General features: G+C 44.9%; 22 protein-coding genes. 7 read left to right on the top strand and 15 right to left on the bottom strand.

From position 1 onward, the window contains the following. Position 1 precedes the first annotated feature (1 nt). The 5 genes from ACQEXR_RS01575 to htpX form a co-directional block, all read right to left on the bottom strand. Entirely contained in the window at positions 2–784 is a 783-nt protein-coding gene (locus ACQEXR_RS01575; protein ID WP_427019650.1) for a DUF1365 domain-containing protein, read from the bottom strand. A 1-nt stretch (position 785) separates the two neighbouring features. Further along, positions 786–2,063, bottom strand: a complete 1,278-nt coding sequence (locus tag ACQEXR_RS01570; RefSeq protein ID WP_427019649.1) for an NAD(P)/FAD-dependent oxidoreductase — start codon at positions 2,061–2,063, stop codon at positions 786–788. A 10-nt stretch (positions 2,064–2,073) separates the two neighbouring features. Next, positions 2,074–2,802: an SDR family oxidoreductase gene (locus ACQEXR_RS01565; RefSeq protein WP_331415918.1), complete on the bottom strand. Its 729-nt coding sequence runs from the start codon at positions 2,800–2,802 to the stop codon at positions 2,074–2,076. Next, positions 2,799–3,218, bottom strand: a complete 420-nt coding sequence (locus ACQEXR_RS01560) for a nuclear transport factor 2 family protein (protein ID WP_331415919.1) — start codon at positions 3,216–3,218, stop codon at positions 2,799–2,801. Before ACQEXR_RS01560 ends, ACQEXR_RS01565 begins: the two co-directional genes overlap by 4 nt. Positions 3,219–3,400: 182 nt before the next feature. Beyond that, positions 3,401–4,264, bottom strand: coding sequence for a protease HtpX (htpX, locus tag ACQEXR_RS01555; RefSeq protein ID WP_138970292.1), 864 nt, complete (start codon positions 4,262–4,264; stop codon positions 3,401–3,403). Between the two features lie 308 nt (positions 4,265–4,572). On the opposite strand from htpX, the gene ACQEXR_RS01550 reads away from it, so the two are divergent. Further along, the gene (locus ACQEXR_RS01550; protein WP_269377266.1) at positions 4,573–4,740 is read left to right on the top strand and encodes a hypothetical protein; all 168 of its coding nucleotides are present in this window, start codon (positions 4,573–4,575) and stop codon (positions 4,738–4,740) included. Positions 4,741–4,792: 52 nt separating this feature from the next. Here the strand turns inward: ACQEXR_RS01550 and bioD are convergent, their stop codons facing one another. The 4 genes from bioD to bioB are packed head-to-tail and all read right to left on the bottom strand — an operon-like array spanning position 4,793 to position 8,463. Continuing rightward, positions 4,793–5,482 carry a dethiobiotin synthase gene (bioD, locus tag ACQEXR_RS01545; protein ID WP_331415920.1) on the bottom strand — a complete coding sequence of 230 codons (690 nt, stop codon included), beginning with the start codon at positions 5,480–5,482 and terminating at the stop codon, positions 4,793–4,795. Next, positions 5,479–6,279 (bottom strand): malonyl-ACP O-methyltransferase BioC, encoded by an 801-nt coding sequence (gene bioC / locus ACQEXR_RS01540; RefSeq protein WP_427019648.1) that lies wholly within the window; start codon positions 6,277–6,279, stop codon positions 5,479–5,481. Before bioC ends, bioD begins: the two co-directional genes overlap by 4 nt. Further along, positions 6,279–7,424: an 8-amino-7-oxononanoate synthase gene (gene bioF, locus ACQEXR_RS01535; RefSeq protein ID WP_427019647.1), complete on the bottom strand. Its 1,146-nt coding sequence runs from the start codon at positions 7,422–7,424 to the stop codon at positions 6,279–6,281. The genes bioC and bioF overlap by 1 nt, the downstream gene beginning before the upstream one ends. Then, positions 7,411–8,463: a biotin synthase BioB gene (gene bioB / locus ACQEXR_RS01530; protein ID WP_138970287.1), complete on the bottom strand. Its 1,053-nt coding sequence runs from the start codon at positions 8,461–8,463 to the stop codon at positions 7,411–7,413. Before bioB ends, bioF begins: the two co-directional genes overlap by 14 nt. A gap of 132 nt (positions 8,464–8,595) precedes the next feature. On the opposite strand from bioB, the gene bioA reads away from it, so the two are divergent. Beyond that, positions 8,596–9,876 (top strand): adenosylmethionine--8-amino-7-oxononanoate transaminase, encoded by a 1,281-nt coding sequence (gene bioA / locus ACQEXR_RS01525; protein WP_427019646.1) that lies wholly within the window; start codon positions 8,596–8,598, stop codon positions 9,874–9,876. Between the two features lie 53 nt (positions 9,877–9,929). Here bioA and ACQEXR_RS01520 read toward each other — a convergent pair whose 3' ends face one another. Next, complete coding sequence (locus ACQEXR_RS01520; protein ID WP_331415924.1) at positions 9,930–10,604, bottom strand: DUF2057 family protein; 675 nt, start codon at positions 10,602–10,604, stop codon at positions 9,930–9,932. A gap of 138 nt (positions 10,605–10,742) precedes the next feature. Continuing rightward, positions 10,743–11,711, bottom strand: a complete 969-nt coding sequence (locus ACQEXR_RS01515; RefSeq protein ID WP_331415925.1) for a porin — start codon at positions 11,709–11,711, stop codon at positions 10,743–10,745. Between the two features lie 516 nt (positions 11,712–12,227). Between ACQEXR_RS01515 and dinG the strand changes: the two genes are divergently transcribed. The 4 genes from dinG to rsmS are packed head-to-tail and all read left to right on the top strand — an operon-like array spanning position 12,228 to position 15,841. After that, positions 12,228–14,300 (top strand): ATP-dependent DNA helicase DinG, encoded by a 2,073-nt coding sequence (gene dinG / locus ACQEXR_RS01510; protein ID WP_427019645.1) that lies wholly within the window; start codon positions 12,228–12,230, stop codon positions 14,298–14,300. Between the two features lie 31 nt (positions 14,301–14,331). Continuing rightward, positions 14,332–15,111: a sulfite exporter TauE/SafE family protein gene (locus tag ACQEXR_RS01505; protein WP_138970282.1), complete on the top strand. Its 780-nt coding sequence runs from the start codon at positions 14,332–14,334 to the stop codon at positions 15,109–15,111. An 11-nt stretch (positions 15,112–15,122) separates the two neighbouring features. Further along, the gene (locus ACQEXR_RS01500; protein ID WP_331415927.1) at positions 15,123–15,671 is read left to right on the top strand and encodes a primosomal replication protein; all 549 of its coding nucleotides are present in this window, start codon (positions 15,123–15,125) and stop codon (positions 15,669–15,671) included. Continuing rightward, complete coding sequence (gene rsmS, locus ACQEXR_RS01495; RefSeq protein WP_331415928.1) at positions 15,671–15,841, top strand: pleiotropic regulatory protein RsmS; 171 nt, start codon at positions 15,671–15,673, stop codon at positions 15,839–15,841. The genes ACQEXR_RS01500 and rsmS overlap by 1 nt, the downstream gene beginning before the upstream one ends. Before the next feature lie 108 nt (positions 15,842–15,949). Here rsmS and ACQEXR_RS01490 read toward each other — a convergent pair whose 3' ends face one another. After that, positions 15,950–18,067 carry a methyl-accepting chemotaxis protein gene (locus ACQEXR_RS01490; protein ID WP_427019644.1) on the bottom strand — a complete coding sequence of 706 codons (2,118 nt, stop codon included), beginning with the start codon at positions 18,065–18,067 and terminating at the stop codon, positions 15,950–15,952. Positions 18,068–18,276: 209 nt separating this feature from the next. On the opposite strand from ACQEXR_RS01490, the gene xthA reads away from it, so the two are divergent. After that, positions 18,277–19,083 carry an exodeoxyribonuclease III gene (gene xthA / locus ACQEXR_RS01485; RefSeq protein WP_138970279.1) on the top strand — a complete coding sequence of 269 codons (807 nt, stop codon included), beginning with the start codon at positions 18,277–18,279 and terminating at the stop codon, positions 19,081–19,083. 135 nt (positions 19,084–19,218) lie between these two features. On the opposite strand, the gene fabV is transcribed toward xthA, so the two are convergent. The 3 genes from fabV to ACQEXR_RS01470 form a co-directional block, all read right to left on the bottom strand. Then, positions 19,219–20,421: an enoyl-ACP reductase FabV gene (gene fabV / locus ACQEXR_RS01480; RefSeq protein WP_138970278.1), complete on the bottom strand. Its 1,203-nt coding sequence runs from the start codon at positions 20,419–20,421 to the stop codon at positions 19,219–19,221. A 203-nt stretch (positions 20,422–20,624) separates the two neighbouring features. After that, the gene (locus ACQEXR_RS01475) at positions 20,625–22,916 is read right to left on the bottom strand and encodes an acyl-CoA dehydrogenase (protein WP_427019643.1); all 2,292 of its coding nucleotides are present in this window, start codon (positions 22,914–22,916) and stop codon (positions 20,625–20,627) included. Positions 22,917–22,976: 60 nt separating this feature from the next. Next, positions 22,977–23,603, bottom strand: a complete 627-nt coding sequence (locus ACQEXR_RS01470) for a TetR/AcrR family transcriptional regulator (protein WP_331415932.1) — start codon at positions 23,601–23,603, stop codon at positions 22,977–22,979. Between the last annotated feature and the right edge of the window lie 175 nt (positions 23,604–23,778).

Below are 23,778 nucleotides of genomic sequence, written 5' to 3'. Positions count from 1 at the left end.
GTTATTTTTTTAGTTCCGCGCCGCTGTTATCCGTTGAACTGTCAAGCCCTTGTTGATATTTCGGATGAGAGTAAAACGGTGCACCTTTAATCCAGAGCTTTAAAGCGTGCCAATAAATCCCTGTCATCACTTTTACTGCCATTATGGGTGTAACGATCAGGTGCTTGAGTAATACTTTTGAATTAAAAGGATGTTTGTTCATTTTAAGCGTAGCATCAAACTCCTTACTCTCTCGGTGACAAGCCAAGTGAACAGATAACTTGTCGCCCAGAGGTTTGATGTTCCAGTGGTATTGCTGTTCTAGCGGATTGAATGGCGAGACATGAAATGCTTTGCTGTGAGTCCAAGTATTCCGGTCATCAGCATCGAGCAGATAGTAGTGGCGCTCATTCCAAGGAGTATTACTGACTTCCGCAAGCAAGTATCTCCAATGACCTTGTTGGTCGTAAATGTAGTAAAAGTTCACCGGACTGAAGTAAATGCCAAAGTATCGAAGATGGATGACCGCTTTCACGGTTCCTTGAATCGGTTCTCCACCCAGCTGTTGAACCTTACTCAATACCGCTTGTTTTAAGTCCCCACTACCGAGATAGTCTTGGCGCTTAAATCTCGCCCAATGCCACCATCTCTGACCAAACCCCCACACTCTCTGTTGCAGAGCGTCGAGATCATCCAGATCAAGACAAGGCATAAATAGATGATAGTTCAGCGCATGTTCAATGGGCGTAAAACGACGATGTCGGACTTTTCCAACCAGCAAATGGTTACGCTGTTCCAAGGACATCTTAAGCCGCTCCCTGAGATTGAAGGGTTTCACTGGCTAATCGTATTCCTCTCACGACATCCAGTCCACTGCGAACGCCATCTTCATGGAACCCGTTGTACCAATACGCGCCACAAAACCATGTCCGAGACAAGCCATTAATTTCATTGCGTCTTGCCTGAGCGGCCATCGAGTCGCGGCTAAACACCGGATGGTGGTAGACAAAACTTTTCAGTATTTTGTCTTTGTCTATCTGATCGCTGCTGTTTAAAGAAACACAAAACGTTTTTGGCGCTTGGATGTGCTGTAGGATGTTCATATTGTAGGTCAACGTAGGTGGTCGAGATTGCTCTTGCTCACCGCCATCCAACCAATAGTTCCATGATGCCCATGCCGCTTTTCGTTTTGGCAGCAAAGATTCATCCGTGTGAAGCACGACTTCATTTGGCTGATAGGCTAAATCGGATAAGATTTCGCTCTCTACCGAGCTGATATCAGCCAACAAATGCTTAGCTTGATCGCTGTGACAAGCAAAAATCACTTGGTCAAAACGTTCGGTTTGACCATTAACTCTGACCGTAACCCCAGCTTGATCACGACTCACTGACTCGACCGGACTATTGAGTCGAATCTTGTCCGCAAACCCTTTAGTCAATGGCTTAATGTACTCTCTAGATCCACCTTTAATCACATACCATTGAGGTCTGTTTGTCACATCAAGCAGTCCATGATTTAAGAAAAAACGCGCAAAAAACTGGAGTGGAAACGCCCTCATATCTGCGAGAGTTGAAGACCAAATGGCCGCCCCCATTGGAAGAATATAGTTGTCGCAGAAGTAATCGCTAAAACGGTGAGAGGTCAAGAAGTCGCCTAAGGTGTTCTCGCCCGTTGTTTGATCAACACACTCTTTGACTAGGCGGTTAAATCTCAATATTTCAAATATAAATGAGTAAAACTTAGGATTTAGCCAGTTTCTCTTCTGTGCAAATAAGGTGGTTAATGTGTGGCCATTATACTCAAGCCCATTACTGTCATTTCGGACGCTGAAGCTCATTTGGCTTGGTCTTCCTTCCACGCCAATCTCATTCATCAAGGCGATAAAATTCGGGTAGGTTCGATCGTTATAAACGATAAAGCCCGTATCAACGGAGTAGCGACTACCCTCAAGTTCGACGTCAACCGTCGCGGTATGCCCTCCAATATAATCATTCGCTTCAAACAAGGTTACATCGTGGTCACGACTAAGATAATAACCACACGTTAATCCAGAAATTCCACTGCCTATAATTGCGATTTTCATATCGTTACCTCTATCCCTGGGCGAGCAACTTTGCAGTCAGAGCATTTTGCCAACGGTATGGCAATGCACCAATCAATCGCAAAATTGATGTAAATTTAGTTGGAAAATAAATATGGCCTTTGCCCTTCGCTAAACCATGACGAATCTGTTGGGATGCTTGTTGCGCAGTCACCATCATTGGCATATCAAAGGTGTTCTTATCTGTGAGTGGTGTTTTCACAAAACCTGGGTAGACTATCGAAACATCAATTCCCTGTGGTTTTAAGTCCAACTGTAAAGTTCTAGCGAGGTAGCTGACCGCCGCTTTTGACGCACCATAGGCTTCCGCTCTAGGTAACGCGACTTCACTGGCGATAGAGCCAATAATCGCCACCCTATGCCCCGCGCTGAAATTCGGCTGACACGCGTGGATAGCATTCGACAAACCAATCACATTGATATCGAAAACTCTCTTAATGAGTTCAGCGTCCAGTTGCCCATCTTCGATGTACTCACAATCACCCGCATTGAATATCCATAACTGGGGCGTAATCGGCAAATGAGACAAGGCCGTTTTGGTCTGCTCAAGGTTTGTTTGATCAAAGGTTAGTGAAGAGATCGACGTTGACGTCTCAACCATTTCATTGAGAACGGCAGTGTTACGTCCACAAGCAATAACATGCCAGCCATTTTCAGCGTAATCTTTGGCTAACTGATAGCCAATACCCGATGTCGCACCCGTAATCAGAACGCAGTTCATTGGCCTAACCTCTGCTTGATGCTTTTTATAATTGAGCCAAGTAACGGTAGGTTCTCATACAGCATTTCACCCAAATCAAAATAGTCTCTGTGGTAGATGACTCGCCCTTCAGAAAACTTAATATGACTAACGCCATTGACATAAATCACCGTCCCTTTTGATAATTTTGGATGCTCTAATGCCATTCGCCAAGTGAGAAACCCACTATCATCCGTTTGCTGATGCTCCTGAATCTCAAAATCACAACGTGTGACGTTTTTGTAGAGTGTCTCAAAATAGCGCTCAAGCGCGTCCCAACCTTCCAAGCGGTGGGCAGCATCTTCAAACACCACTTCTTGATGATAAACATCCGACAGAAGGTGAAGATTTTCCTTGTTCAGTTGTTGATATACCTTGCTTACAGCTTGGACATCCATATGTCACTCCCTAAAAGCTATACATAAATCTTATTTGTATAACATGCAAATCATAGATGAAAAATTAAAGTTGTACAAAAATGATTTTGTATAACTTATGGCTTTTGTACGTAGGATTTTTCAAACGGATCAAAAAAGGCTTGGTTATAAACCAAGCCTTTTCAAATAATTATAGCGACAGATTAAGAATTGCGCAGTGCAGCAATACGTTTGTCTAGTGGAGGGTGGCTCATGAGTAGTTCTGTCATTGAACGCTTACCATTGATGCCAAACGCCATCATAGAACCTTCTAGCTGTGATTCATGACTTACTTTAAGACGTTCTAGCGCTGCGATCATCTTGTGCTTACCAACCAACTGTGCGGCACCTGAATCTGCGTGGAATTCACGATGACGGCTGTACCACATGGTAATAAAGCTCGCTAGGAAACCGAAGATGAGTTCGAGTACCATACTGACACCAAAGTAAACCATCATATTACTACCACCTTCTTCTTCATTGTCGTTCGACGCAACAAGGTTAGCGATAAAACGAGACAAGAAGATAACGAAGGTATTTACAACACCTTGCATCAGGGTCATGGTAACCATATCACCATTGGCAATGTGGCTAACTTCGTGCGCAAGCACCGCTTCTGCTTCATCACGAGTCATGTTGTGCAATAGGCCCGTCGAAACCGCGACCAAAGAGTCATCTCGTTTCGCACCTGTTGCAAAAGCATTGATATCCGCTGAATCATAGATGGCTACCGTTGGCATGCCAATACCCACTTGCTCAGATTGACGACGCACCGTTTCTAGCAGCCAATGTTCTGTTTCGTTACGCGGACTCTCAATAACCATGCCTCCCACTGAACGCAATGCCATACTCTTTGACATTAGCAATGAGATAAACGAACCACCAAAACCAAATACCGCGGCCATCACCAGTAACCCAGAAAGGCTGCCTGGTTGCATGCCTGTCACTGCATACACAATGTTGAGGACAACACTTAATACCAGTACAACAGCTAAGTTGGTTACAAGGAATAACATTACTCGCTTCATTACTTTTCTCCAAAAACGGAAGCTTTTTCTCTGTGCTGATGCATTCAAATCACGACCAGCTTGTTCTTTACCTAATAGATATAGTCTATCCCTTTTAATATCAAGGTTAAGCAGCAAATTGAAACATTTGATTTCTGGACGCAGCAAATTTCTCAATTTCATTACAATCAATGGATTAGCGCCATAATGTATCGTCAGCTTTCTCAACACCACGAGGCGTTAGACTTTGGTCGTATTGAGAGTCCAATCAAACATGCTAGATTTACTACTGATCCACTCCATGGGACATAGGGATAAGGGACAAAATCATGGTTGAAACTAACGACTATCAAATGGCTATTGATCTGTTGTGCTGCCACTTAGGGATCTCGGAAGATGAGGCAAAGCAGCAGTTAGGTATCTCTGTAGACAATCAAACACAAAAACGTATTGCAGAGACTCAAAGTGCGCTGATGGGGCTTAATCAAGAGCGATAATGCTGTTGACCAAATGCAAAAAGGGCTGCCAATGGCAGCCCTTTTAATATCTCTAACAGTCGCCCTTTAGCAAAGGCGTCACATCAATATACTTTGCAAGCCCTTTGCGCTTCACGCTTGGAACGTAAGGTATTTCACCAATTTTCGGCGCATCAATTTTTTGCTCTAGCATCTCAATGATATCAGCATAGTGCTCTGTGCCTGGGTTGATCCGGTTTGCGACCCAGCCGATGACTTGTAAACCGTCCGCTTTGATTGCATCGAGCGTCAACATTGCATGGCTAAGACAGCCAAGTTTAATACCGACCACAAGGACAACAGGCAGTTTTTCCTGCTGCACCCACGTTGACAAACAATCAGAGTCCGATACAGGTACTCGCCAACCGCCAGCGCCCTCAACTAACACGATATCCGCATTTTTCTTGTGCTGTGACAGCTTATCACTCAGTACGGCGTAATCGATGACGACTCCTTCCCGCTTAGCTGCAATATGTGGTGACGCTGGCAACGCTAGTGCGTATGGGTTGACGTCATCATACGCCACTTCCAACGTAGCGGCTTTTTGCAGATAGAGCGCGTCCGAGTTTCGCAATCCAAACTCCGTTTTTTCGCAACCCGCAGCGACAGGCTTATAGCCTATGGTTTTTAAATCCTTTTCCGCTAGCGCGTTTAAAATCGCTTTAGACGCAACTGTTTTTCCAACATCGGTATCCGTACCCGCAATAAAAAATGCATCAATCATAGATGAATAACCCCTAAACAGACCTGATATGTTGCAGGCAGAAGACCCTGATGATTTTGGTTTGTTTGATACTCTTGTTCGACACGTTGTAACGCTTTGCGACCAGTCAAGCCATTTGCCCTGCCACCCACATGCGTTGCACCAATGCCCTTAAGATCACGCATTAAAGAAAATGCCGTCTTGTACCAAACCGTAATGGTCGGTAAGTCTAGTTGATGCGTATGGCATTCAGATTGCGCTAACGCAATTTTTACCTGATTGACTGAGATAAATTGATTCACGTGTTGATATGAATCAATTTTGCTCCACGCTAGTTTTAGCTCATTTAGAGAACCGTCGAGTAAAGTCGAAAAATAAATTGAACCCAGCGGTTTTATCACTCGACGCAGCTCACGAAGTGGCACGGATAAGTCATCACACCACTGTAGCGCTAAGCTGGAAAATGCAAAATCAATGCTATGATTTTCAAATGGCAACGCTTCGGCATCTCCTTGCAAGTACGTAGCCATCTCACCACAGCGCTGTTTAGCGGCGTCGAGCATCTGTTGCGACAGGTCAAAACAGATCACCGTCGCACCACGTTTTATCAGCTCTAATGAGAAATAGCCTGTCCCACATCCCAAATCCAATACCGTTTTACCCGTAAGATCTTGAGGCATTTGGGCCAACAAACGTAAGCCCACATCACGCTGAAACTCTGCATGTTGATCGTACGTTTTGGCTGCTCTGCCGAATGCATCAGCAATCGCTGCTTTGTCGTTGACACGGTCAGGAGTAATCAATACCGCTTGTTCCATTAATCCACTTCCTTCAAAGCTGTTTTTAGCTGATTTGCCAATGCTCGTATGTGTGCTTTTTCATGGCTAGCCGTGAGAGTCACGCGCAGTCGTGCACTACCAACAGCAACTGTAGGGGGACGGATCGCCGTCGCCCAGATACCGTTAGCTTTGAGCTGTGATGCGATATTGATTGCCTTTTCACTACTACCAAGAATAAATGGCTTAATCGGCGTTTGAGTTGCACAGTAACCTTGTTCATTCCCTAACAGAGAATGGTAATACTCAGAGAGTTCGCACAATTTTTCTCTTCGCCATGACTGTTCCTGAATCATAGTGATCGCTTGAGTTAAGGCTACAGCCTGTGCAGGGGGCATCGCGGTCGAATAGACATGATGTCGGGCAAACTGAGTTAAATAGTCCCCCACCTCACGGCTACACATAATTGCAGCTCCAGATAGACCCAATGCTTTACCAAAGGTCACTACCAACAAATCAGGCTGAATCCCCGCATGATGGCAACTGCCACGACCATCTTTACCAAGCACACCAATGCCATGAGCATCATCAACCGCAAGCCAGGCTTTTTTACGTGTCACTGAATAGATATCTGCCAATGGTGATAAATCACCATCCATGCTAAAAACCCCTTCTGTGACGACCAAAGTATTGCCATCAATGGAAGAGCAAAGGTGGTCAACATCGTTGTGTCTGAAACGCTTCATCTTCGCAGTCGACAACATACCAGCTTCGATCAGTGAGGCGTGATTGAGCTTATCTTGTAATAGCAGGTCATCTTTCTCTAATAGTGCAAATAGCATGGCTTGATTGGCAGAAAATCCCGAGCTAAACAATATCGCCCTTTCAAACCCCAGCCATTGGCATAAGCTCTGTTCTAGATCGCGATGAGCAGAGCTATGACCCGTCACCAATGGCGATGCACCACTACCGTTGCCATAACGCTCTAGGCCTAGCTGCCACGCTTTGGTTAACTCTTTATCCGCGGCTAACCCAAGATAATCGTTGCTGGAAAAATTAAGGTAACTGTTACCTTCGTGAACTAAGTGGGCACGATTACCTTGTTCTATATTGAGTAAAGTACGGCTTAAACCCTGAGTTTTACGTTGCTCAAGGGCTTTAGCAATTCGAGTATTAAACGCCTGCATCGTAGAATAAGTCGTCTTTCGTTGGGCGTGCAGCCACTCGTTCTACAACTCGATCAAGAAGATCATTCTCTTCGATTTCATCGGGCTTCTGAGACACTTGCTGGCTATTAATGCCAAGCTTATCGAACAGAAGCATATCTTTGTCTTCAGAAGGGTTTGGTGTTGTCAGCAGTTTACAACCATAGAAAACGGAGTTGGCCCCCGCCATAAAGCACAGCGCTTGCATCTGCTCATTCATGTTCTCACGACCAGCAGACAGGCGTACCGCAGACTTAGGCATCATGATTCGAGCAATCGCTATCAGACGGATAAAATCGAATGGTTCAACATCTTCCACCTTCTCTAGTGGGGTACCTTTCACTTTGACCAACATATTGATTGGCACACTCTCTGGGTGAGTAGGTAGGTTTGCCAGTTCAACAAGCAGGCCAGCACGATCATTGGCATTCTCACCCATACCAATAATACCGCCAGAACATATCTTCATGCCTGCATCGCGAACGTGAGAAAGTGTATCCAGACGGTCCTGATAAGTACGAGTAGTAATAATGTTGCCGTAGAATTCAGGCGAAGTGTCTAAGTTGTGGTTGTAGTAGTCTAACCCTGCGTCGGCTAAAGCTTTCGCTTGATCCGAAGTAAGCATACCCAGCGTCATGCAGGTTTCTAACCCCATCCCTTTGACGCCCTTAATCATATCGGTCAGATGCGGCATGTCGCGTTCTTTTGGGTTTTTCCATGCCGCTCCCATACAGAAGCGGGTCGAACCTGCATTCTTAGCCTTCTGCGCTGCATCTAAAACACGCTCGACTTCCATGAGACGCTCTTTCTCTACGTCCGTTGTATATCTTGCGCTCTGGGGGCAGTATTTACAGTCTTCAGGACAAGCGCCTGTTTTTATCGAAAGCAAGGTGCTGACTTGGACATGATTGTGCTGCTGATATTGACGATGCACCAGTTGCGCTTCAAATAGAAGATCCATGAATGGCTTATCCATAAGTTCTCTAACTTGAGCAACTGTCCAGTTGTGACGTACTTCCACGGGGCTTCCTTTAATTATTGTCAGTTTGAATACTTGGCTAGTCTACTGACACAAGGTAGACTGTCAACACCCAGCAATTTCAAAAGTTTACACTTGATTAATTTTTAACCATCAAGATTTCAGGAACTGAACATGGATCTCGCTTTCGACCGCCGTCATATCTGGCATCCCTATACTTCAACGCTGACACCTCTGACCTGCTACCCAGTTGTTTCCGCCAAAGGAGTCATGCTGCATTTAGAGTCTGGTGAGCAGCTAATTGATGGCATGTCATCATGGTGGTCTGCGATTCATGGATACAATCACCCTCATCTCAATGCTGCCGCACATAGCCAAATTGATAAGATGTCTCACGTTATGTTTGGCGGGATCACTCATGATCCAGCGATTAACCTGTGTAAAAAGCTACTCTCATTTGCACCAAATAATCTTCAGCATGTCTTTTTGGCCGATTCGGGTTCTGTCGCGGTGGAAGTCAGCTTGAAAATGGCCCTTCAATACTGGCATGCAAAAGGTCAAGTGAGACCGAAGTTCCTAACACTCAGAGATGGCTATCATGGTGATACGTTTGCTGCAATGTCGGTAACTGACCCTAACAACTCAATGCACTCTTTGTATAAAGGATTTCTGCCTGAACACATCTTCGCCTCTTCGCCAAAAACCGGCTTCTGGGAGGAGTGGGATGAAGCTGATTTAGCCGACTTTAAGCACAAGCTCGTTCAAAACCATTCTCAGATAGCGGCCGTGATCCTAGAACCTATCGTTCAAGGCGCTGGCGGAATGCGAATCTATCATCCTCAATTTCTTAAAGGTGTTAGAGAATTATGTGATGAGTTTGGCGTGCTACTGATTCTCGATGAAATTGCTACCGGCTTTGGTCGTACCGGAAAAATGTTTGCCTGTGAGCACGCTGAGATATCCCCTGACATTCTATGTGTAGGTAAAGCATTAACCAGTGGCTACATGACGCTATCAGCAACGCTAGCCTCAAGTGATGTTGCGGATACGGTATGTGGCGGTGATGCAGGTTGCTTTATGCATGGCCCTACTTTTATGGCCAACCCGTTGGCCTGCGCAGTCGCGACAGCCAGCATGGAATTGCTAGAGCAAAATGAATGGCAGCAGCAGACAAAGCAAATCGAACAGCTTTTTTCTGAGTTACTGCCTAAGTTAAAGCAGCACAAGTTGGTAGAAGACGTTCGCTGGCTTGGTGCCATTGGCGTGGTTGAAGCCACGACGCCGGTCAATATGGAAGCGATTCAAGCACTGTTTGTCGAGAAAGGGGTTTGGATCCGCCCATTTGGCAAACTGATTTATATGATGCCGCCGTTCATTAGTGAACCTGAGCATATAGAAGCATTAGTAGATGCGGTTGAATGTGCGTTGAATTGTGAAGAATGCTTTAGTGGTTAACACTTAAGTTTCGAGCTGCGAGTAGCTCGCGACTCGAAACTTCAAGCTTTGTTTTACTCTTGGTCAATCATCCAACGGCGGAATTCTTTACGCTCTTGTTGAGAAGATTTTAGGTACCAAGCTTTTAGTTGTTCAACATTGCTTGAGGCAACAGGTTTAGCTGGAGACGTTTTTTCAACTTGACTTGCTGTTGATGTAACAGCTGTGCTTGTAGTCGCTACTGCAATAACTTGAGCTTCTACAGGTTTGTCAATTAGCTTGCCACCTTCAAAGAAAATTCCTTTTGACTGGTTGTACTCTGCAACTAGCTTATCCATGGCTACGTATGGAAACAAACTTCCGTTTGAAGGCAACAAGTCTTGAGTATAGTTCAGAGACTGGCCATCTTGAGACAGTTTCCACTCTGGCTGTTCTGACTTGAAAGCATTTACCGCTTCTTGGGTGCTTCTCGCTGTTGGGTGATCAATAACGATATCATTACCTGTCACGTTGAAATTAATAACGTATGGATAAGAAGTAAACACTTTTGCAGAATTACCACGACCTAGTTCTTTATCCATTTGAACAACCAATTGAACACTCCCTTGAGGTATATCCAATTTACCAATTTTGGACTCAGACTGTTCACCATTTATGTAAAGAACCGATAAACCTTTTGCTGGGGTTAAGACTGCAGCACTTGCTGTAAAAGAAAACAGCGCACAAAACGTTAGCATCCATTTCATCATAAAAATCTCTTTAATTCTGCGACAATTGGGGTTGATTTTAACAGCAGCTTAAACAAGTTAAAAGTAATAAGCCATTGTTATAAAAAATAAAAAGCCACCCCAAAGGGTGGCTTCGTGTTATTAATCAAAGACTTTCAATTAGAAAGAAGCTTTGATACCAACACCGTAACCTAGGTCAGTGTTGTCTTTGTCGTTGTCACCGATCTCTACGTAAACAGTAGTGTTAGGTGCAATACCGTAACCCGCGTTTAGGAACCACTGATCGAAGTCTTTTGTAGCTGCATCGCTGTAATCAGTTGTGCTGAAGCCACCAGCGAATGTAACTTTGTTCCATGTGTAGTCTGCAGCAACTGCTAGAGTATCTACATCAGAAGAAGCACCAGATTCTTTAGTGTCTACTTTGTAGTAACCTAGTTCTAGGTTTAGGTTTTCGATACCAGCGTAGCGAATCTCACCAGCGATTAGAGTTTCTTCTTTGTTTAGAGCAACAGAATCGCTGTCTACACCTTTAAGCTCTGCATCACCGTAGAAAACTGTGAAGTCGAAGTCAGCTACACGGTAACCAACTTTAGCGTCGAAGTAGTGACCATCTTCGCCAATAGCATCTTCATCGTGTTTGTCTTGGATTAGGCCTAGACCTGCGTAGAAAGAGCCGTTGTCGTAATCGTAACGTACTGCTTCATCACCACCGAAGCTAGCATCGTTGAAGAAAGAGTTAACACCGAAAAGGTAATCAGAACCGATACCAGCGTCGTCAAGTTGAGTATCTAGTTTACCAACTTTTAGAGTACCGTAAGCGTTGTGGTAGAAACCGAAGTAAACGTTACCTACAGAAGAGTTACCTTTCGCACGGTCATCGTTGTCACCAGAAAACTCAAGGAAAGCACCAACTTGGAAGTCGTCGTTTACAGCGTAACGAGTGTCGAAACCGAAATCAGCATCGTCGATCTCTTGCTTAGTGATTTGGTCTACGCCGATATCTTTTAGGTAACGTACTTCTACATCACCAGATAGGTTAACAGTTACACCGTCTTGGTTGTAAAGTTCGATTGCTTGAGCAGACGAAGCTGCTGCTAGAACTGAAAGAGCTACTAGAGTCTTTTTCATAATAATCCACTGCCTTTTCTATAGAATGGGAAATCCTTGTCCGGTTCCCTTTATGTTTTTTGATGATGATTCCTTCCTCTAATGGGTCGGATATCAACGTCACTAAATTTCGAGGTCTAGATTGCAAAAGATTATTCGGCGTGTCAAATATTCTAAAAACAGAAAATAAAAAAACATTTATTCATTTAAAATCAATTATTTACATAAAATTATGAGCAAATTTCGAGCGACCTCATAACTTTTAGCCTCGCAGTATCGAAAACTTAACAAACCACCAATACAGCATATAAACCCTAAAACTACATACTGAAACATAAAAATCAGAATATTATTCCAGTCAAATCCCAAGTTTGGCGTGATATATTTTTTACATTTAGAATTAATTGTAAGTATCTGAAGGTTCAGTTTTTTTTTGTGAAGAAGATCCACATTTCGTTATTAAGGATTCTATTTCGTGAACTAAGTAGCGTTTAGCAAACTGTGCTATGATGCGCTACCCGCAATACAGGTCACAATATGAATACCAGTAAAATCCAACAATCCATTCGAACGAGTTATCAAAACCTCCAATCTCAGCTTGAAAACTTTGTGCCTCGTCGAGCTCAAAATTACCTCGTTGCGGAGATAGCGAAAACATTATGCGGTGAATATCACAAATCTACCCGTATGCTCGTTGCAGAAGCTGGGACTGGAATTGGTAAGTCCCTCTCCTATTTAATGGCGACCATCCCTGTCGCGATTCATAACAATAGAAAAGTGGTCATATCTACTGCGACAGTGGCTTTACAAGAACAGCTGGTCAATAAGGATTTACCTTTATATCGCCGCCTGACTGATCGTGAGTTCTCTTTTATTTTAGCGAAAGGACGTCAGCGCTATTGTTGTGCCGAGAAACTTGCAACCGCCAGTGGCGTTGATGGTGGTCAGTTAGCCATGTTCGAGACAAAACCTAAGAAGAAAGATATCGAACAACTCGAAACAATGTACCGTTCACTAGCGCAAAATAAGTGGGACGGCGATAGAGACTCCTGGCCTAAGCCAATCGCCGATGATATTTGGCAATTAATCGTTAGCGATAAACATAGCTGCAACAATAGTATGCCAGCGCATCGCAACTGTCCGTTTCAAAAAGCGCGCTCTGAAATGGATAAAGCAGATGTCATCATCGCCAACCATAGCTTAGTCATGGCTGATGCGGGCCTTGGTGGTGGTGTCATTCTGCCTGAACCAGAAAATACAATTTATGTTTTTGATGAAGCGCATCACCTACCACACGTAGCCAGGGACCACTCTTCTGCCGCAGCAAGCCTGAAGGGCGCGGCTAGCTGGCTAGAACGCCTTAACCAAGCGGTGACGAAATTTGCCAATATGGCAGACGAAAAACGTGTCGCTCGATTTCGAAACGAACTACAAGACTCAGTTCAGCAACTGATCCCATCGTTAACTCAGCTAGCAACTCGCTTTGATCCCGCCCATTTCGAAGAAAACATTTATCGTTTTGAGAATGGCGAGTTGCCTCAGTGGCTCACAGAGGAATCTATAGAACTCAAAAAACTCAGCCACAAAGGTTCGCTAGCAGTCGCAAAAATTGCAGACCTGATTGCCGAACGAGTTAAAGAAGGTGAACTTTCAAATCGATTGGCAGAGCCAGCTCTTGCTGAACTGGGATTTTATATCCAACGTATGGATAATCTCGCTCAGGTATGGAACCTAATGGCCGAACCACAAAGGGAAAAAGGTGCGCCGTTAGCTCGCTGGTTGGAAGTCAGCCCCGAGCGTGAAGGCGACTTCATCGTCAACGTTTCACCTTTGGAAGTAGGCTGGCAACTTGACCAGCAACTTTGGAGTCGTTGCATTGGCGCGGTACTCACTTCTGCCACTATGCGTGCTTTAAACTCGTTTAGCTTTTTCTGTCGTCAAGCAGGCATCAGTGAAAAGGGCGAAGATGGTGTGCGATTTTTGGCTTTAGCATCGCCTTTTGACTATCAGAATCAAGCGGAGCTCTATGTCCCTAAAATGGCGTATGAACCGCAAGCGCCACAATTCACTGAACACTTGATTGAAAAGCTGCCTGATTTAATTGCAGACAAAAAAGCCAATTTAGTCCTGTTTTCTTCATACTGGCAGATGAATCAAGTCGCGCAAGCCCTCTCAACCGATTTCGTAAAAAGAGGCTGGGCACTGCAAGTTCAGGGTAAGGAGTCGCGCTCAGAAATACTCAAAAAACATAAAACCTTAGTTCAATGCCAAAAGACCAGCATTTTATTTGGCACTGGCAGTTTCTCGGAAGGATTAGATTTACCTGGTGAATTGCTAGAAAACTTGATCATCACCAAAATCCCTTTCGCTGTACCGACTTCACCAGTAGAGCAGGCGCATGCGGAATACATAGAAAGTCGAGGGGGAAATCCTTTCATGCAGATCACGGTTCCTGAAGCGAGTAAAAAATTAATCCAGTCTGTCGGACGCTTGCTGCGTAAAGAGAGGGATTCTGGTAAAGTCATCATTCTCGATCGTCGCGTGATCACCAAACGCTATGGCAGCGCCCTACTCGATTCACTGCCACCATTCAAGCGGATCATCGAATAAGTATCCGTATTTATATAAGAAGAACTATTTTATGGAATTGTTTGAGCCAACCGTACTGTTGGTGTTGGCACTGGTTGCTTTCCTTGCTGGGTTTATTGATGCTGTTGCTGGTGGGGGTGGTATGCTGACCGTCCCTGCACTACTGTCGTTAGGTTTACCACCCCATATTGCATTAGGAACGAATAAATTAGCCGCCACCTTTGCATCATCAACCGCGGCTTTTACCTACTACCGTAAGAAGCTATTTAAACCAAGTTGCTGGAAACGTGCTTTCTTCTCGACTTTGATCGGAGCAATTATCGGCACCTTGGTGGTAGACCTCATTAGTACACAGTGGCTGGAAAAAATTCTGCCATTGGTGATCCTCGCCGCGGCTATTTATACCATTTGGCATAAAACCCCTAGCACGGTAAAGAACGATACGCCTCAGCCTTGTCCAGTACTTAACAAAAAACAGTACGCGCAAGGTTTGACTTTAGGTTTCTACGACGGTGTTGCAGGCCCTGGTACTGGCGCGTTTTGGACAGTAAGTTCGATGGCTCTGTATCGTCTCAATATTCTTCTTGCTTCGGGGCTGGCCAAGGCAATGAATTTCACAAGTAATTTTACTTCATTAGTTACTTTCGCAATTCTGGGGCATATCGATTGGGTACTCGGATTGACTATGGGTCTCTGTCTCATGGCAGGGGCTTTCGTCGGCGCACATTCAGCAATACGATTCGGAGCCAAGTTTATCCGACCAGTTTTTGTTACAGTCGTAAGTATCTTAGCCGTCAAACTGGCCTACGAAGCTTGGTTTGTTAATCTATAGTTGAGAACGCCATGAGCAAATTCAATCAGCTTCAATCAACCTTGGAACAGCTTGCTGTCGATGCTGCTGCACTCGACCGCAAAAGGGGCGAGCACCACCAGCCACTATTTGACGAACGACTGTTCCAAAGTCGTTCCAAATTGCTCGTTCCATGTGTTAAAGAGACTCAAGGGACTCTTGAAAGCATCATTAGAGAACAGACCGCCGGCAAACTAACGGCACTGCGAGCGGAATATCTAACGGAGCGTTTGCTCTCACAAGTAAGCGCGCTACAACGAGAACTCGCAACCACAAAGATTCGTAAACAAGAGCCTAAGCATAAAAGCCACTTTCAAAAACCGATCAACGAGCTATATCAAAATCTTGCTCAGCATCAGGAGTGGGAGCGTCGCTTACTTGAAATGGTTCGCGACAAGGAGCTGGCTCTACAGTATGCTCCTCCGTTTCAACAGCAAGCGGCACAGCAAGCTTTGATTGCTACCGAGCAGAGACTTAAACGCTGCCAAGAAGCCAAACTGAAAGTTGAAAAGCAGATAACCTATCGTGAAAGGAACCAATAATGTCGTCGACCAATGAAGGACTTGAAAACGCTCCGGATGAAATCAAACTAGCGGTTGATCTTATTTACCTCTTAGAAAGCAACGAAGTAGAGCCAGATATCGCTTTAAAAGCACTGCAAATTGTTCAATCGGATATTGAGAAGAGATTACGACAAACTCACGCAGATTAAGAACGATTAGACCAATACCGATTGGATAAGCTGATCTTGCCACAACAATGAATAAAGGGCTTCGATGATTCGAAGCCCTTTTCGCATTTATCTGATCATGGCTCAGCGCTACACTTTAAACTGATTGACCAACTGCTGTTGTTTATCAGACAAGTCGCCAATTTGCCTACTTACCATCTCCGACTCTTCGGCTTGAGTTAAGATTTGAGCACTTAAATCACGAATATTACTCACGCTTTGATTGACCTCTGCGGAGACAGATTGCTGCTCTTCAGCCGCTTTCACTATTTGCGTATTCATATCGTTGATTGACGCGATAGCTTCAAAAATTTGGTTCAGTTCTGCTGCAGCATTCTGAACTTGCTGCGCGGAGTCATTCGCTAAGTCATTTCCGTCTTGGATTGCCTTAACCACATCCCGTGTACCATTTTGCACGTTCTCTATCACTTTACGGATTTCACCCACTGACTCTTGAGTACGGCTGGCTAGGTTTCTGACCTCATCAGCCACAACCGCAAAACCGCGCCCTTGTTCCCCCGCTCGAGCCGCTTCAATCGCGGCATTAAGAGCAAGCAAGTTAGTCTGTTCAGAAATACCCTCGATAACCGATAGAATGTCCGTTATATTCGCATTGTTTGCTGCTAACTCTTCCACAACAGGTACAGCAGCCGTCATACGATCAACTAATCTAACCATTTCCGCTTGAGACAGCTCAATAACACGTTGCCCAGTCGCAGCGGCTTCATTGGCCTGCTCTGCTGCCCTCACTGCGATTTCAGCGTTTTGAACCACTAAGCTAGCAGTTTGCGTCATCTCTTCAGAAGCGGTCGCCACGAGATCGACTTCTTTAAACTGTGAATCACTGCTGGTGCGAGTTTGCTGTGCAGCTACACGAGACTGATGTGTGGTGGTACCGATCTGAAGCGTCGTGTCCACCACATCACTGATGATTGACTGTAATTTATCAAGGAATTGGTTAAAGCCAATCGCTAATCGGCCAATCTCATCTTGAGATTTAACTTCCAATCGTTGCGTCAAGTCACCTTCACCAGACGCAATATCATTCAAGCGCACCACCACTTCTCGAATAGGCTTCACTAGACGTGACGCCGCGACCGCGATAGTAGCAAGACCGAGTAGCATCAAAGCTGCACCAGCGATCACTTCAGTTTTTACACTTGAAGCCACTTGTTCGCTAATAATGGTATCCAGTGCTTCCGCATCAGCCAAGACACTCTCACGCGGCATGTCAAACAACACACCCCATGTCTGGTTAGCCACCATGATAGGCGCAAAAACATTCAGCCAGTTACCATCACTACTCCACTGAGTTTTCACCTCTTGACCAAACAACAAATCGGTCAATTGATCGCTTGAGACAATATCACTGCTATAAGGCTGACCAATGGTTTGAGTCACATCATCGCTTGCAATTAAAGAACCGTCGAGGCTGACTAAATTAATCGAACCCGTGCCAGAGAAAAGCAGTTGGTCAGATTCCGCAACGATATTTGTGAGGCTATCAAGACGCAAATCGATACCGAAAAACCCAATGGGGGTATCGTCGAGCATGAGCGGGACAGATATTGAACTGGTTAAGAAAGTAGTTCCATCTTGGTTAATTAACCTCGGCGTGGTCACACACGCGGTGCTGGACGCCATAGGGCAATAAAAGCGTTCACTGTTGATCGCGTCAGCCAATACCGCTTCTGACAGTACATTAGCCACAACGTTTTCGCCATTTTGCGATGTTAGCCAGTAAGGAGCAAAGCGACCAATTTCATTGGAGCCGACATACTCAGCATTCTCGTAATTGCTGTCTTCGTTATCGAGCATATTTGGTCGAAATACTAAGTAAGCACCCTGAATGGTCTCAAAACTCAATACAGAGCGGCGCACCATCTCATCTAAAGCGGTTCGCAGCTCTTCACTGTCACCGAAATTCTCTTCACTTAACGTCTTTTGGAACATAGCACTGGATGCCAGCATTTCTGCACGGTAGAGCGCTTCGTTCAAAAACTGAGTAACTTCTGTGGCATTGAGCAAGGCGCGTGTCTCAACAATCTGTTCAGACTTATTAATCACAGATTGAGAACTTTGCTGCTTAATTTGCTGCTGATTTGATACAGCGTTATAGACAGAAAAGCCGATCAATGAGAGAGATGTGATAAGAAGACAGAAACCCGCTAAGAGCGTGATTTTCCACTGCACTGATAACGTTCGCATAATACATCCTTTTAGCAAACTCGGTGTTTTGAAGAGGGTTAATTAGCCCAGAGGCACAGACGAATTACACCACATTTGAATCGGTTATCAAACGAAAGTTTAAAAATATGTTAAATAAACACCAAGTAACTTTATCGGCTTTCCACCGTTCGTCTATTTGATGCTAGTATTGGCCAGACAAGAATTCAAATAGCCAAAAAGGGAACTCAATGAAAGTCATTTCCTTCAACATCAACGGACTTCGCGCCCGCCTGCATCAACTCCAAGCAGTTATCGACAAACATCAGCCGGACGTCATTGGTCTCCAAGAGATTAAAGTTCACGATGAAGCATTTCCATTAGAAGATGTTGAAGCCATGGGTTACAAAGTCTACTTCCATGGTCAAAAGGCGCACTATGGCGTTGCAATGCTATGTAAAAAAGAACCTTTATCCGTTCAGAAAGGCTTTCCGACAGACAGTGAAGATCATCAAAAACGCATGATCATGGTCACGATTGAAGACGATAATGGGCAGCCAGTTACCATTCTCAACGGTTATTTCCCTCAGGGTGACAATATTAACCATGAGAGCAAATTTCCATACAAGCGCCAGTTTTACGCTGATCTCATGACTTATCTCAATGACCACCATAACAATGAAGAACAGTTGGTTGTGATGGGCGATATCAACATCAGCCCAATTGATGCCGATATTGGTATTGGCGAACCTAACCGTAAACGTTGGCTACAAACGGGTAAGTGCTCATTCCAACCCGAAGAGCGCCAATGGCTTAAGACATTACTTGATTGGGGCTTTGTTGACACCTTCCGTCAGATCCACCCCGACGTAAACGATCGCTTCTCGTGGTTTGATTACCGTTCAAAAGGTTTCCCAGATAACCGCGGCCTACGTATTGATGTGGTACTAGCGACGCCTAAGCTGGCAGAGAAGTGTATCGAATCAGACATTGACTATGAACTACGCGGGATTGATAAACCGTCTGATCACGCGCCGATTTGGTCGACGTTTGAATAGAGAAAAGTGAAGCGCTCTAAACTCTCGCAAACAAAAAGGGTTGGTGCGTAGCACCAACCCTTAAGTCGTATCTCGGAGCGAAGCGTTCTAGCCTCTCGCAGGACGAAGCCCGTTCTCGAAGCTATACGTTCTCTATCAAATCTCGATAAAGTCTGCTTCTACCGCTGGATTCACATCCGCGTCGTAATCAACACCTTCAACACCGAAACCAAACAGTTTCAAGAACTCTTCTTTGTACTCAACGTAGTCAGTAAGTTCTTTTAGGTTCTCTGATGTGATTTGTGGCCATAGGTCACGGCAGTGCTGCTGAATGTCATCACGTAGTTCCCAGTCATCCAGACGCAGACGGTTCTTGTCATCCACTTCAGGTGCTGAACCATCTTCTTTGTAGAGACGCTGGCTGAACATGCGGAAGATCTGTTCCATACAACCTTCATGCACGCCCTCTTCACGCATTTTCTTAAATACCATCGCGATGTAAAGAGGCATTACCGGAATTGCAGAACTTGCTTGAGTAACGACAGATTTAAGAACGGCTACGTTTGCTGTGCCACCTTGAGCTGCAAGTTTCTCGTTAAGAGCGGCAGCAGCGCGGTCTAGGTCCATTTTTGCTTTACCTAGCGCACCATCCCAGTAGATCGGCCAAGTCAGCTCAGTACCGATGTAGCTGTACGCAACCGTCTTACAACCGTCTGCTAGAACACCCGCTTCAGAAAGAGCATTGATCCACAATTCCCAATCTTCACCGCCCATAACCGTAACAGTGTCGTTGATCTCTTGCTCAGTTGCCGGCTCTACGCTCGCTTCAATGATCACGTCTTTGTTTGTATCTACCGCAGTAGATGTGTACGTATCACCGATAGGTTTTAGAGATGAACGGATCACTTCACCCGTTTCTGGCATCTTACGCACTGGAGAAGCCAGTGAGTAAACCACCATATCAATCTGACCTAAGTCTTCTTTAATCAGATCGATCGTTTTCTGCTTAGCTTCATTTGAGAAAGCATCACCATTTAAGCTTTTTGCATAAAGACCTTCTTCACGCGCAAACTTTTCGAAAGCAACTGAGTTGTAAAAACCCGCTGTGCCAGGCTTCTTCTCCGAACCTTCTTTCTCGAAGAAAACACCAATAGTAGAAGCACCGCCACCAAATGCCGCAGCGATACGAGAAGATAGGCCGTAGCCACTTGAAGCACCAACAACAAGTACACGTTTAGGTGCATCTTTGATTGGGCCTTGTGCTTTAGTGTAAGCAATTTGTTCTTTTACGTTAGCTTCACAGCCCATTGGGTGCGTAGTAGTACAGATAAATCCGCGAATTCTAGGTTTGATGATCATATTCAACTTCCTTAACAAAACCCCGCTAGGATAAAAGTTTCACCCGCAGTTCGCATCTAATTTCTGTAAAAATGTCGGTAAAATGCAAGTGGTTGGAGCACTTTCAGTCAGGATTATTAAATTGTGCACAAAATAAAGGCACCTACTGGAGGTGCCTTTAAAAATGAGCAAGTTTTTATCTAGAGTAGACGAAATCGTCTAGATCACGCTGCACTATCAAGCTTTGCTTTTGACTTTTTTGTCTCACCATGAGTACGAACTTCGCTGAAATCATGGCTAAAGTGGTCAACTTGAATCGCTTTGTAACGCAATTGGTCTGCTGCTAGAATTTGATCAACTTCTTCCTCTGTTAACACATCGGCTTCAAGCGCTTGTGCCAGACGATCTTTCAGTAACCCTTTACGAGCCACTTTACCCTCTTTCGCTGCGCGCATCAGTTTACGCTCCAACCCCTTCACACCATACATCGCGAGGAATGCATTCTCCATCAGACCAACACTGTCGTTTTCATCTTTGCCTATGTAGCAAAGGTGAGTCAATCGGTCACGATGAGCGCCAGGAGTCATTAAACTTTCAGCCAATCGAACCGTTAGGTTGTCGCTTGGTTTCTGGTAGTGGTTGCCGAGTGGGAAGATCAAGCCTTTCAATAAACGACCAACGGCCTTTTGCGGGTAGTTAGCAAACGCTTCCTGCAGAGACTGGGCAGCATGGTACAAACAGTGCTGCACAGCATAGTGAACATAATCTAGGTCTTGTTGCTGACGACCTTCATCTTCATATTTCTTCAGTGCCGCTGATGCCATGTACAGGTAAGCAAGCACATCACCTAAACGAGCTGAGATCATCTCTTTACGTTTCAGATCACCACCCAGTGTAGCCATCGCGATATCGGCACTTACCGCCAAAGCGTGACTCAAACGAGTCATCTCTTTGTAGTACTGTTGAGTCGGACCGCTCATGCTGGCTTTAATAAAGCGTGAACCAGTCAATGCCGCGCCAAACGCACCAAAGGTGTTCTTCATCGCATGACCTATATGCTTGAACAGCAGATCGTCGAACTCTTTTGCGCCTTGCTTCTCATCTGGGTTAGCCGCAGCTTCCATCTCTTTGAGTACGTAAGGGTGACAACGTGTCGCACCTTGGCCAAAGATCATTAAGTTACGAGTCAGAATGTTAGCACCTTCTACCGTAATTGCGACTGGAATACCAAGGTATGGCGCCGCCAAATAGTTCATTGGGCCATCTTGAATCGCGCGACCTGAATGGATATCCATCGAGTCATCTAGGATCTTACGCGCAATTTCCGTCATGTGGTATTTAGCAATCGCGGTGACGATTCCCGGCTTCTCTTTTAAATCAAGCGACGTTGTCGTTAGTGTTCGACTTGCTTCAAGAAGGTAAGTTAAACCACCGATACGGCCTAACGCTTCTGCCACACCTTCAAACTTACCAATCGACATACCAAACTGCTTACGAACGTACGCATAAGCACCCGTGGTGCGAGCAGTTAAGTGTCCCATTGCCGTGCCTAGCGCTGGCAGTGAAATACCACGGCCTGCTGACAAACACTCAACCAACATACGCCAGCCTTTACCCGCATAATCTTGACCACCAATTAGCCACTCCATCGGAATAAAGACATCTTTGCCGCGCGTTGGGCCATTCATAAATGCGAGACCAAGTGGATCATGACGCTCGCCGATCTCAACACCTTTGTGGTTGGCAGGGATAAGGGCACAGGTAATACCCAGCTCTTTCTTGTCTCCCATTAAACCGTCTGGATCGTACATTTTAAATGCAAGACCAAGTACTGTCGCAACAGGCGCTAGCGTGATGTAACGCTTGTTCCAGTTCAGACGAATACCTAGAACTTCTTTGCCTTCATGTTTGCCGTAACAGACAATACCGTCATCCGGAATACCGCCAGCATCTGAACCCGCTTCTGGACCAGTCAACGCAAAACAAGGAATATCTGTACCGTTAGCGAGACGCGGTAGCCAGTAATCTTTCTGCTCTTGAGTACCGTAGTGGGAAAGAAGTTCACCCGGACCTAACGAGTTTGGCACCATCACAGATACGGCAGCACTGATACTGCGTGTCGCGATGCGAGATACGATAGTTGAGTTCGCTAAAGACGAGAACTGACGACCACCGTACTCTTTAGAAATGATCAGAGAGAAGAAACGCTCTTTGCGTAGGTATTCCCACACTTCTGCTGGTAGGTCGCGATCTTCTTTCACAATTTTATGATCGTCGAGCATCGCCAACAGCGTTTCGAGCTCATTGTTCATGAACGACTGCTCTTCTGACGTCAGCGTAGGTTTCGGGTACTGATGCAACTTATTAAAGTCTGGTCGACCAGAGAACAGCTCTCCGTCCCACCATACGCTACCCGCTTCCATTGCTTCTTTCTCAGTGCTAGACAACGGAGGCAGCACTTTTTTAAACATTTTGAAAGCTGGGTCACTTACCCATTTTTGTCTTAGAGAGCTCATAATCAGATCCTTTTGTTCACTGTAGGGTGGTCCAATATTTTTGTTATTTGTCTAATCAGTTTATTCCGCAGCGACGCCTGCTGCTAAATATGGAATCAGTTGGTCAACGACAGATTTTGCATCCATCGCTTTACCGTAATCATTTTCTGCGATTTCCAGTAAGGCCTGACTTGAAGCCATGGTGAATACGCAAGTACCTAAGGTAAAGTGCAAACGCCAGAACAACTCTTCCTGAGTTAGTTTTGGATTCGCCTTCATTACCGATTCGGTAAACAACGATAATGTGTCTTGATAACGAGTGGTGATAAACCAACGCAAGTGTCCCTGAACATCGGTGTAACCACGACCAATTAACAACATAAAGCGACTGGTTCCATTCGGTCTTACGTCATTTAAGTTACGTAATGGAGAGCGTAAAGACTCAAACACGTCAGCCATTTTATAGCTGTCATTAAGGTTAAGGTTAATGAGAGCATCTTGCACCGCTGGCATAAACGCCTCTAAATAACGATTCAATACCGCTCTTACCAAAGTTTTCTTATCGCCAAAGTGATAATTCACAGAAGCTAAGTTAACGCCAGCTTTACTGGTGATTGTTCGTAAAGAGGTATCTTTAAAACCGTGTTCTGCAAACAAGGCTTCCGCTACATCAAGGATTTTCTCTTTGGTTGAGTTTCTCGCTGGCATTTCAATCACTCGTATTAAACAACTGTTTGAAATATACAGCCGAAACACAAAAGCAACAAGTTATTAACATCACACTTTTTAGCATTGGTCTGACCAGCACTCAAAAGACGGTGGTAACAGGCTGAATTGACGGGAATAAAATAAAATTAAAAAATTTGGGAACTGTTTTGAATTT

The sequence above is a fragment of the Vibrio sp. TRT 2004 genome, from assembly GCF_050113735.1.
Lineage (GTDB): Bacteria > Pseudomonadota > Gammaproteobacteria > Enterobacterales > Vibrionaceae > Vibrio.
The sequence above is the reverse complement of the archived record's forward strand: the minus strand, read 5'-3'. Positions and strand labels throughout refer to the sequence as shown.